Genomic DNA, 12,120 nt, shown 5'->3' with positions numbered 1-12,120 from the left:
CCTCCTTGGCAGGAACGCTCCTGGAAGGTGTTGACTGGGCAGGAACGCTCTTGGAAGGCGTTGGAGAAGCGGAATCGCTCTTTTTGGAAGGCGTTGGAGAAGCAGGAACGCTTATAGGCGGCGTTGCATTCTTGGGTGGTGTTGGGATGGTGATCGGGCTGTCTGCAAAAGCCGGGACTGGCTTATTGCCAACCGGCGATTCAGGCTGTTGTCCTGCACCCTCTTTCCCTTTTTCGGGTTCCTGGGCTTTTGCCGGAACCGGAATATCGGTAGCGGGTGCGCCTGTTGCGGCGGGAATCCCCCCCTCTTTGGCATCTTTGGCCTTGGATGTGGAATTGGCGGGGGATTGTTGCTGAGGGGGCCTGGCGGCCCCCCCTTTCATGACGGAGTCGGTTGTCGTGGACCGTGTTGTAAAAAAGGCCAGGGAAAGACTGGTCAACATGAAGACCGTGGCCAGAAATGCGGTCACTTTCCCCAGGAAGCTTCCGGAACCACGGGCACCAAACAGGCTTTGGGAACTTCCTCCAAAAGCGGCCCCCATATCGGCGCTGCTTCCCTTTTGGACCAGCACGACAAAGATGATCCCGAAGGCCACGAGGAGGTGAATCACGGTCAGGATCAGTGTCATGCAAGGACTCCGCTGCTATGGAACATCATAAGGAACAGATACTCGATCAATCCGATGCCGGATTGGCGTCGATGATGGCCAGGAAGTCCTGGGCCTTCAGAGCGGCACCACCGATCAACCCCCCATCGACATCTTCCAGGGCCAGAAGGCCGGCGGCGTTGGATGGCTTCATGGACCCGCCGTAGAGGATGCGGATTTTGGAGGCCGTGTCGGCACCCAGTTTTTCAGCCAGGAATTTGCGGATGAAGGCATGGACTTCCTGGACCTGCTCAGGGGTGGCATTCTTGCCGGTGCCAATGGCCCAGACCGGTTCATAAGCCACGACGAGGGTATTCCGTTTGGCGGTCTCTTCGGGAAGCTTCGGCATGACAGCTTCAAGTTGCGGACGGATCACATCGATGGTGCGGTTGGCCTCCCGATCCTTGAGTTCCTCACCGACACAGACGATGGGGATGAGTCCGTCACGGAAGGCGGATTCAACCTTTTTCGCAACAATCTCATTGGTTTCACCAAAAAACTGACGGCGCTCGGAGTGACCGAGGATCACATAGCGGCAGCCGACATTCCGCAACATGATGCCGCAGATTTCACCTGTACGCGCCCCCGGGCCTTCAATGTCCATGTTTTGTCCACCCACCTTGATGGTGTACCCTTTGGCACTCACGGCCTGGTGGACGGTTTGAATGGCGGTGAAAGGGGGACAGACCAGGACTTCACACTGCAACTTCCCTTCTCTTTCCCTTCCGGAGACTCCGATGCCGATCCCCTCCACCAGCTCCTGGGCGGTTTCGATCAGCCCGTTCATTTTCCAGTTTCCAGCAATTAATGGACGACGTCGCATTGGCATGGCCTCGCAATGATATCTTCTGTTTCCAACAACAGGTCTTTAACGAAGCGTGTCATTATATGAACAATCCCCTCCAAGTCAATGGATTTTGGGAAATCCCTTGCCCAAAAATTCATTGCGGGGCATTGTCCCGGGGGCGATGGGGTGACGACGGAGGGTGAAATATATTGAGGTTGTAGCAAATACTATTTTATTTTCATGTACTTTCAAGTTGTATTCTCTTGCACGGAGAATGGGTGGATTCGGACATGATCCATTGGGAGACAAATATTCCGATCATTCGGCAGCGATGGCCGAATGTATGGCGTCTCTGCTGCCAGGCCTCCTCTCGACATCGTGTGGAATGGGTCCAGGATGGTACAGGCGTGCTGGTGGATGGTCTGCGCCTTTTCAGTCAGATCGATCCATGGGGCGAAGCACGCTTGTTGGCAGACAATGTGCCAACAGGCAGTACGACAGCCTTCATTTATGGTCTGGGTGGACATCACCTTCCCCAGACTCTCCTGGCCCGACCCGAAATCACCCGGTTGACCGTGGTGTTGCTCAATATCGGTCTGTTTCGCCAAATCCTGGAAGTGATGGACCATCGGACATGGCTGGCCGATCCCCGCACCGAACTGTTGATCTGGCAGGAGATGGATGGAGTCCAAAAACCTTTTGCGGCAATACCCGTGGCGTTGCGCCTGAGTGGACCGGAATGGGCAGCCAAAAGATGGGCAGCCCGGGTTCGCATGTCCATCGAAAAAGAGTATTCAGACCGGCGCTTCCTGGAACATCCCCTGCTGATGGAAAAAATTCGTCAAAACAAGGATGTCATCCAGAACGATCCCGGGATCGATGCCCTTTTTGGAACACATCCGGGAGGAACGATCCTGGTAGCCGGAGCCGGTCCCACCCTGAGCGATCATTTTGCCCGTCTGGCCAGCCGTTCGCAAGAAACACCCCTGATTGCCGTCGATGGTGCCTTGATTCCCTTGCGACAGGCGGGAATACTGCCTGATGTCGTGGTCTCCCTGGAACACCAGCCCATTGTTTTGACTCTGTTTCAAGATCTCCAGGGTGACAAGGCCCTGGCACGGGTTCCCCTGGTATACTTTCCGGCTGCCGATCCATCACTCCTCCAAGAGTGGCCCGGTCCCCGCTATCTGGCCTGTTCTGCATCGCCCATTTATGAGGATATCCGGCAACGACGCCGACAGGTCGTGTTGCATGCGTCCGGCAGTGTGTTGCATCCGGCGGTGGATCTGGCGGTGCGCATGGGTGCGGCGCATGTGATTCTGGCCGGAGCGGATTTTTCCTTTCCCGGGGGAACAAGTCATGTGACAGGTTGCCCGGCCATGAAATGGAATGTCCGGGTTGATCCCGGTACCATGCTCCCGGATGGCCAGGGAGGCGAAGTCGCCTCATCACCGGCCTTGTCCTGTGCCCTGTTGGAATTGGAAGATTATGTGCGGAGCCACCCGGAAGTCGTGTTTTTCAATCTGAGCCGTCGGGGGGCGAACATCGAGGGAATCTGTCATGGGGATGCAGACAGCATCGTTCCCCTCCCCGACTTTGCCGGCAAAGTTCCTCCCTTGCACTTCCCCGTTTTGCACTCGTTCGCGTCGATGAACATTCAATCCCGCTTGCAACAGGCCGATACAGATCTGCTTGTCTATCGATATACGCAGGCCGAAGCCTCTTTGTTCGATCTTCTCGAACGCCTGACACCCGACCAGGATGCAGGGGAGCAGATCGCCATTCAGTGCGGCGCAGCGTCCGTCTGTCTCCACCGAAACAGGAGTGATCAAGCCACAAAGCTGGCAACAGCCGCCCTGGCCATGGCCACATCCCTGCCCTTGTCGCATCAACAGGGCCTGGCCTTGCGCATCCTGGCTTTGCGCTCTCTGGCGCAGAGTCACATGCAGAGTGGACGCTATCAAGAATCTGCCGGCCTGTTGGAAGAGACCCGATCCATGACCTATGCCCTGGGCGACGCCCGGCAAAAAGCCCGTACCGGGCGCGTGGTGGCAGAATTTTTGCGCCACCATGGCCGCATGCGGGCCGCCCGGCAACAATTGCTCGAAGTCCGGGCAGGTCTGCACCTGGCCGAAAAACAGGCCAAACCCCTCCCCCTGGAAGATGCGCGCTGTCTCATGGATCTGGGCAATCTGACAGCATGCAGCGGTTCCTGGAGTGAAACCCGGGAATATTTTTCTCAAGCCCTGGAAATATTCTGGAACCATCAGGCAAAAACTGCCGTTGCCATGGCCCGTCACGCCTTGTTTACGCTACGCCGGGAGATGCAACAGGCCTTGCAGATTCATCCCGACGATTGTGCCGGTCATCTGCAACAGACGATTCGCTTTTTCCGTCAGGGGCGTGACGCCGAAGGGGGGGAAGCGATGCAGAGATTTATCGATTGTGTCCTATGGCGCCTGGAAAACAAGGCGGGGATCGACCCGGAACAGATCAATCCCCTCCTCGCCCGCATCCTCGATGCCCAACAGCGTCACGACTTTGTGCAAGTGGCCGACGACCTTGCCGCACAACTGGTACCGATCTGGCCTGCCTGAGGTCACTCCCAACCCAGAACCGTATCCCGGGCGCTCTTTGCGTCCTCTGACCGGCCATCTTGAATCAATTCATTGATATAGAAGGGGATCATCTCCTTCAGGAAGGGATAGCTGGACCGGTCTTTCACCTTGCAGACCAGGTCGAATGCCCGTCCAAGAAAATACAACCCTTCGCTGATGTTGCCGCGAAAATGCAGATTCATGCCCAGTTTGTAGTTGCCGAAAATATTGTCGGGTTCCCGTGCCATCCAGGCCCGCAAAATGGCAATGTTGCGTTTCAGCTTTTCCTTGTTGCTGTCCTGCTGATACCCAAAATGGGTCAAACGCATATCGAGTTTTTCGGGCCTGAATTCAGGCCAGTTCTGGTAGACCGAATTGCACACCGATTCGTGGATCGGATTCTGGAATCGAATCCGGGGATCATTGCGGAACAAGCGCATGGCATCCTGGCGTTTGACCGTACCATTGGCCAGCAGATTGTCAATATGGATGATGAAAACCGGTTTGCCTTCGGCATCACCGAGGCATTTTTCCGCAAATTTATCCCGGGTTTTGGGTTGGGTATCCAGGGCTTCGTCACAATCCACATTCAGGATCCAACTGTGTCTGGCCCGATCAATCCCAAAATTTTTGGGAACGGAAAAATCGTCCTGCCAGGGTTGGCGAAAAATTTTGCACCCAAATTCTTCGGCAATATCCATAGTGCGGTCGTCAGATCCCGTATCGACGAAGATGATTTCATCTGCGACATCGAGCAGAGGAGGCAAAGTTCTTGGTAAAAAATTTTCCTCGTTACGACCGATTATGACGGCAGAGAGTCCGTCCCGAAGTGTTTCTTGCATGGCGTTCACCTTGTTGAGTTTTCCTGTGTTCGAGCCATTTGAGAGGGTCATTGAAAAATTTCTGCGGGTTCTCTGCAAGACGAGCCGTCAATACCTGTGCAAAAACCATGACACAGAAATTTTGCTTCAGGAAAATAAAGCAATTTTTACGCCATTTTTTCTTCGTCAATCCCTCCTGCCCGCTCCATGCCAATGCCAACCCCACTGCCCCAACTTTTTGCCTGCACCAACCCAACTCACATCAATCCGATCGTGATCTCCACGCCAGTACGATTCACCCCGGCAACCGCACCCTACAATTTGAAGAAGGTGATGGCCTCATGCAGAATATCGGCTTCGTGGGTCAGTTCCCGGGCTGTTTCGGCGATTGTGTGCGCGGCTTCGGCGTTGCGCTGGATCACTTCTTCGAGGGAGTGCATGGAGTGGTTGATCTGATCGGCCCCCTGGCGTTGCTCCGAGCTGGACGAGGAGATTTCCTTGACCAGATCCGCCGTCTTGTGAATTGTCGGCAAAAGTTGCCGGATCAGTTTGCCGGCATCTTCCGAAATGCCCATGGTTTCACTGGAGAGTCTGCCGATTTCTCCGGCGGCAGCCTGACTGTTTTCGGCCAGTTTGCGCACTTCGGCGGCGACCACCGCGAATCCCTTGCCATGCTCTCCGGCGCGAGCGGCCTCGATGGCGGCATTCAGAGCCAACAAATTGGTTTGCCTGGAAATTTCTTCGATTACGGTCGTTTTTCCGGCAATTTTTTTCATGGCATCAACGGCTTTTTCCACCGCTTCGCCGCTTCGGGTGGCCTCCTGGGCGACCTGCATGGCAATTTTTTCGGTCTGCACGGCGTTGTCGGCATTCTGCCGGATCTGCCCGGTCATGGTATTCATGGCTGCCGTGGTTTGTTTGATGAATTCCGCCTGGGTTGCCGCACCTTCCGACATTTCCGCCGATGTCTGGGAGAGTTCATGGCTGCCACTCGTGGAGTTGTCAGCCGCTGCTCTGATTTTTGAAACAATTTCGGTCAACCGGTTCGACATGAGGCGCAAGTCATAATCGATCCCGAAATTGCTCTGGCAGCCACCGGCCAGGGATACCTCGCGCAGATTGCCTACGGAAACGTAACGGGCCACCTTGGCCAATTGCAGGGGATCGCACCCCAGTTGACGGTGAATGGTGCGCTCGAATATGCGCGCAATGATCAGGGCCAGAATCACCCCCAGGGAAGTCCAGATCAGGGCGTGATTCTGGGCCGTGTGGGTTTTATTCAATGCCAGAGTCGAGGCGTTGGATACAGAGGTTCTGGCAACCTCCATCTGTTTTTTGACCTGTTCGATGATGGCATCTGCGAAACTCTCCATGTCACGGGAAATTTTCAGGACACCGGCATGATTGTCCACAATGGAGATGAATATTTTCCGGTAGGTTGCATTGGCATCTCCCATCTCCTTGGCACTGGCCGTACCGGCGGTATCCCGCAAAAATCTGTCCAGCAGGACCAGGATGGATTTGACCTGTTCGGGCTTGCGGTCGGCAAAATATGTCATTTCCACGAGCAAAAACTCGCTCAGGGCTGTTTCGAGAGCCGGTTTTTCCGCATCATAGATCAGGGATTCCATCTTGTTGCGCACTTTCAACATTTCCTGCCTGGAGGTACGGTTCGCTTCCAGATTGCGCACCATGGCAAGAAAATTCTCCTCGTACTGCTGGATCAATTGGACGGTTTCCTGGCCGCTCTGACCCATCGAAGCGGCATCTTCCTTGGCATCCGTGAGCAAGGATCTGGCCCGGTCCAGGATTCCCGCTTGTTGTTCCTGCATATATTTGAGACGGTTGCGTTCGGCTTCCTGGATATGACTGCCCAGCATGTCCCATTTTTCCTTGGCTTGAATGGGACCCTGCAACAAATCCGTGTAGAGATGATTGACAACCCCGATGGAGTTGTAGTTGAACCCGATCACGCCAATAAAAATAATGAACGAAAACAACGTCATCATCCACAACAAGGTCTTGAAACGCAGACTCGCGAAGAATTTCTTCATGTCTCAATTGTCCTTCTCGGGAAAGATCGAGCCTTTGCCACCCTCAATGCCGAATTGAAGCCTTGAAAACCTTAAAAATTTAATAAAAATTAATAATTATAAACCCGAACACTACCCTCCCCACGGTGGCTGGCAGCCACCGGGGGAAGATCATATGTGCCGTCACTTGACTGCAACCGATGGTTATGGTTTGTGGAACTCCAGACCGGCATCAACCCAATCCTGGTTTCCGCCCCGGAACCAGTAGATTTTTCCTTTGTAACCGAGGGTTTCCATGGCTTTGATGCCCGTTGGGCTTTGGCCGCACCACCAGCCATTGCAGAAGGCGATGACATCTTTGCCTTCCACTTTTTTCAGTTTGGCTTTGGCCTTGGTTTCGGCACCGGTCAGATCGCTGTAGGGAATGTTGATGGCACCGTGGAGGGTTCCCTTGGCGTACCAGTCCGGGGTGCGCATGTCCACGATGACGATTTTACCGGCGTTGATGTCATCGGCCATTTTGGCAAAATCCTCAACCTTGACGGTGGTGGCCCCTTCGATGGTTTCCGGCTGGGCGCAGAACGGTTTGCACTTGCGGGATGCCGGATCCTTGAAATCGTCCGGCACGCCTTTGGAGCGGTCCTGCTTGATCTCGATGCCACCCAACTTGAAGGGAGGAATGGTCACTCCCTTGGCATAGGCTTGTTCCTTGGCGGCCACTTCAGCCCCCAGGGGTTTGCCATCCGCGGCGGGTTCTCCCTCGGCCATGGCCGGGGCAGAGGCAAACAATCCAGCGGCCAAAGCTCCCAACAACCAGTATTGACGCACTCCTCTGATCATGACATTCCCTCCACATTGTAAGACAGGTTGATGGCAACGGTCAGAACGGAACTCACCAGACGCCATTGTCAATTCAACAGGGCTGCTTGTTTTGTTTTTGCCCAGTTTACAACTCTCGGCAATCTGATTCTGAGACTGACACGCGCCCCGATTCAACACCCATCTATTTTCCACCATCTGTCAGCAGGCGACAAGTCTATTTAATAATTAATTTTGGCCCCGTCCGCCCGCCATTTCCAGAAATTTTTGGAAATCAAATGGCCAACAGGTGATGAACTGTGGTAAACTTCAGACACTTGCTCAATCATTTGCATCATCAACCCAGGCTTGGAATTCCGTGGATAACTTGCAAGATACCCTGAACCGTCTGTTCGGGGAGCTGCCCCGGTGCATGATCGGCGACCGTTTGCATTTTCAGCGCCGACTTCAGGGGATGGTTCAGAGGCTGCGGCGTGGTGAGTCTGTGGATCCGGAACAGTTGGGTCGGTTGGCCCGTGCCGTGGCCAACGCCCGGGAACGCCTGGAATTGCGGGCGCAGCGGCTTCCCCACCCGGAATTTCCCCAGGAACTCCCCGTGGCCCAACGCCGGGAGGAGATTGCCCGCCTGATTCGACAACATCAGGTGATTGTCCTGAGCGGCGAAACCGGTTCCGGCAAAACCACCCAGATTCCCAAAATCTGCCTGGAACTGGGGCTGGGGGTGGCGGGCATGATCGGGGTGACCCAGCCCCGGCGCATTGCGGCTCGCACCATCGCTGCCTATCTGGCCCGGGATTTGAAAACCGAGATCGGCAGGCTGGTCGGGTTCAAGATTCGCTTCAGTGATCGCGTCGGGCCGGATGCCTGCCTGAAAATCATGACCGACGGAATTCTCTTGGCAGAAACCCGTTCCGACCCGCTGCTGACCCAGTATGACGCCCTGGTCATCGACGAGGCCCATGAACGGGGATTGAATGTCGATTTTCTGATCGGCTACGTCAAGCGCCTGCTGCCCCGGCGTCCCGACCTGAAAATCATCATCAGTTCCGCGACGCTGGATACGGAAAAATTTTCCAGGCATTTTCAGAACGCTCCCATTGTGGAGGTCAGTGGCCGTACCTATCCGGTGGAGGTGCGGTATCGTCCGGTCGAACGCCCCATCGAAGAGAACGCCGACGACGAACCCGATCTGGAACAGGCCATCCTGACGGCGGTCGATGAGTTGGCCGCCTTGCAGCCGGAGGGTGATATTCTGGTTTTTCTGCCGGGCGAGCGGGAAATCCGGGAGCTGGCCGAAGCCATGCGCAAGCACCATCCTCCCCAGACGGAAATATTGCCGCTTTTTGCCCGTCTCTCCACGACCGAACAAAACCGGATTTTCGAGCCTTCCAACCGGCTGCGGATTGTTCTGGCCACCAATGTGGCCGAAACCTCGATCACTGTGCCCGGCATTCGTCATGTGGTGGATACGGGTCTGGCCCGCATCAGCCGTTTCAGTGGCCGGAGCCGCATCCAGCGATTGCCCATCGAAAAAATTTCCCAATCCGCTGCCGATCAGCGCAAGGGACGTTGCGGGCGTCTTTCTCCCGGTGTCTGTATCCGTCTTTATTCCGAGGAGGATTTCAACCATCGGCCCCGTTTTACCGAACCGGAAATTTTGCGTTCCTCCCTGGCGGCGGTCATCCTGCGCATGAAGGATCTGGACCTGGGGCCAGCCGACCGGTTTCCGTTTGTGGACCGACCCAACCCCAAGGCCATCCGCGATGGTTTGCGCCTGCTGCGCGAGCTGGGGGCCATCGACAATGCCGAACGGCTGACCGAAACCGGTCGGCAATTGGCCAAACTGCCCATCGATCCGCGTCTGGGGCGCATGCTTCTGGCCGGACAAAAGCTGGCTGCCCTGGCGGAAGTCCTGATCATCGCCGCCGCCCTGCACGTGCAGGATCCCCGGGAACGCCCCCATGAATCCCGCGACAAGGCCGACAATTTTCATCGGCAGTTTCAGGATCCCCAGTCCGATTTCATGACCCTCCTGAAACTCTGGGCATTCATTGAACAGGGGGCAGCCCAGGCCAAATCCAAACGCAAATTTCGCCAGTTTTTGAAGGAGGCCTTTCTTGCGCCGTTCCGGGTGCGCGAATGGCAGGAGATTCACCAGCAGTTGACCCGGCAGCTCAAGGAGAGTGGAATTCTCATCAACGAGGTGCCAGCCGGTTATGCCGAGATTCATCAATCCCTGTTGACCGGCCTGTTGGGCAACATTGGCTGCAAGGTGGAGAGGAGGGAGTTTACCGGCGTCCGTCAGATGACATTTCATGTCTTTCCCGGATCTGGATTGTTCCGGAAGCCGCCGGCCTGGATTGTGGCTGCCGAGCTGGTCGAGACCACCCGTCTCTATGCGCGGACCTGTGCCTGGATCGAGCCGCAATGGGTGGAGATGGTGGCGGCGTCGCTCTGTTCGGTCAGTTATCTGGAGCCGCACTGGAACAACGATCTCGGCCAGGTGATGGCCTGGGAAAAGGTGACGTTTCAGGGGCTGGTGGTGGTGCCGCGTCGGGCGGTGCATTATGGTCCCCTGTTTCCCGAAGCGGCCCGGGAAATATTCATCCAGTCAGCCCTGGTCGAGGGATCCCTGAAAACGCGATCCCCGTTTCTGGAACACAACCAGCAACTGGTGAATGAAATCCGCACCCTCGAACACCAGGCCAGGCGGCGTGATCTGCTTGTCGAGGATCGGGAAATTCATGATTTTTATGATCAACGTCTGCCCGCGCATGTGCATGCCACATTGGCCTTTGAATTCTGGTTGCGGCAGATTGAAAAGACCGATCCCCATTATCTGTTTTTGACCCGTGAAATCCTGTTGCAGGAGGGGGCTGCCGGGATTGCCGGGGATCTCTATCCGGGGCATCTCATCATTCAGGGTCAGGAGTTGCCTTTGGAGTATCATTTCAACCCGGGGAGCGAGGGGGATGGCATCAGTGTCAGGATTCCTCTTCCCTTGTTGAATCAAATGCCGGTGGATCCTTTTGAATGGCTTGTGCCGGGCATGTTGCGGGAGAAGGTGCAGGCCTTGTTGCGCACCCTGCCCAAGGGGTATCGCCGGCATCTGGTGCCTTTGCCGGTCACGGTCGAGCGGTGTCTGGCCACGCCTCTGCCCGGCCATTCATCCCTGGTTCAGGCTTTGGCCGAGCGCATTTTTCGTCTTTTGGGGCACCACATACCGCCCGAGGCGTGGCGACCGGAGGGGGTGGCGGATCATTTACGGATGAATTTCATGATTGTGGCTCCTGATGGTGACCGGATTCTGGCCCAGGGGCGGGATCTGGATCAGATTCGGGCCACCTTGGGGCGTGAAGCGCGGGAATCTTTTCAGGAGCGTCCGGAGACTCCCTGGGAGCGGCAGGGTATTGTGCGGTGGGATTTTGGGGATTTTCCTGCCATGGTGGCCGTGCAGGCCGGGAGCCGCACCATTCACGCCTACGCGGCCTTGCGTGATGATGGGGATTCGGTGGCGACGGTGCTTCTGGATGCCCCGGAGGTGGCTGCCGAGACCACCCGGGCCGGTTTGCGGCGGTTGTTTTTATTGCAGATATCCCGGCAAATTCGCGAGTTGCGCAAGGCGTGCCAGCCGGGTCAGGCCGTGCGTCTGGCCTATGCCGAGACCGGGGCCACGCAGCCGTTGGTCGAGGAGATCATTCAGGCGGCGGCGGAGCGGGTATTTCTGGCCGGTTCGGGAGATGCGTCGCGGGATTCCGTTAGCGGAATTGTCAGCACTAACGAAATCTGCCCCGTGCCTACCCAAAGCCAATTCAACGATTGTCTGGCACAAGGCACAAAAGCCTTTTTCTCCACCGCAATGGCGTTGCACCACCTTGTCACCGATATTCTGACCCGCCACCACCAGATCATGCTTGCCCTGGCCAAGACCGGCACCGCCGCCAAAAGCAACCTTGTCCCGGAAATTCGCGAGCAACTCGCCCACCTGGTCTATCCCGGTTTTTTGACCGAGACCCCGCCGGCATGGCTGGCCGAATATCCCCGTTATTTGCAGGCCATTGTGTTGCGTATGGAACGGTTTGCCCTGGCCCCGGGCAAGGATCGGGACAGGGCCGCAACCCTGGCCCCGTTCTGGAAAAGTTTTTTGGATCGCCAGCAACGGTTGCGGCAATACCGACGCACCCAACGGGCCACCCATCCACAATTAGAGCAGTTTCGTTGGCTGCTTGAGGAGTTTCGGGTCTCCCTGTTTGCCCAGGAATTGAAGACCATCCAGCCGGTATCACCGCAAAGGCTCAATAAATGGCTGGCGTCCATGGATGTTTAATATCAGAGGCTGTCTAATAACTTGTTAATTTCAAAAAAAAAAAAACGAATGAAAAACTGGGATGGAGGTCCAGGAGGAAGGGCTGTGCCC

7 protein-coding genes are annotated in these 12,120 nt (G+C 56.0%); 2 read left to right on the top strand and 5 right to left on the bottom strand.

What is annotated here, in order from left to right; genetic code table 11:
* A partial coding sequence (gene secG, locus HQL65_01875; GenBank protein ID MBF0134962.1) for a preprotein translocase subunit SecG occupies positions 1-628 on the bottom strand: 628 nt, incomplete at its 3' end.
* A 46-nt stretch (positions 629-674) separates the two neighbouring features.
* The gene (locus HQL65_01870) at positions 675-1,469 is read right to left on the bottom strand and encodes a triose-phosphate isomerase (protein ID MBF0134961.1); all 795 of its coding nucleotides are present in this window, start codon (positions 1,467-1,469) and stop codon (positions 675-677) included.
* Positions 1,470-1,723: 254 nt separating this feature from the next.
* On the opposite strand from HQL65_01870, the gene HQL65_01865 reads away from it, so the two are divergent.
* Positions 1,724-4,030, top strand: coding sequence for a DUF115 domain-containing protein (locus HQL65_01865; protein ID MBF0134960.1), 2,307 nt, complete (start codon positions 1,724-1,726; stop codon positions 4,028-4,030).
* 2 nt (positions 4,031-4,032) lie between these two features.
* On the opposite strand, the gene HQL65_01860 is transcribed toward HQL65_01865, so the two are convergent.
* The 3 genes from HQL65_01860 to HQL65_01850 all read right to left on the bottom strand — a co-directional run bounded on the left by HQL65_01860 (position 4,033) and on the right by HQL65_01850 (position 7,724).
* A complete protein-coding gene (locus HQL65_01860; GenBank protein MBF0134959.1) occupies positions 4,033-4,872 on the bottom strand; it encodes a glycosyltransferase in 840 nt (279 codons plus the stop codon).
* 293 nt (positions 4,873-5,165) lie between these two features.
* Positions 5,166-6,905, bottom strand: coding sequence for a hypothetical protein (locus HQL65_01855; GenBank protein ID MBF0134958.1), 1,740 nt, complete (start codon positions 6,903-6,905; stop codon positions 5,166-5,168).
* A 183-nt stretch (positions 6,906-7,088) separates the two neighbouring features.
* Entirely contained in the window at positions 7,089-7,724 is a 636-nt protein-coding gene (locus HQL65_01850) for a rhodanese-like domain-containing protein (GenBank protein ID MBF0134957.1), read from the bottom strand.
* Between the two features lie 391 nt (positions 7,725-8,115).
* Between HQL65_01850 and hrpA the strand changes: the two genes are divergently transcribed.
* On the top strand, positions 8,116-12,030 hold the full coding sequence (gene hrpA / locus HQL65_01845; GenBank protein MBF0134956.1) for an ATP-dependent RNA helicase HrpA: 3,915 nt from the start codon (positions 8,116-8,118) through the stop codon (positions 12,028-12,030).
* Positions 12,031-12,120 lie beyond the last annotated feature (90 nt).

Source organism: Magnetococcales bacterium (assembly GCA_015228935.1).
Classification (GTDB): domain Bacteria; phylum Pseudomonadota; class Magnetococcia; order Magnetococcales; family DC0425bin3; genus HA3dbin3.
The sequence above is the reverse complement of the archived record's forward strand: the minus strand, read 5'-3'. Positions and strand labels throughout refer to the sequence as shown.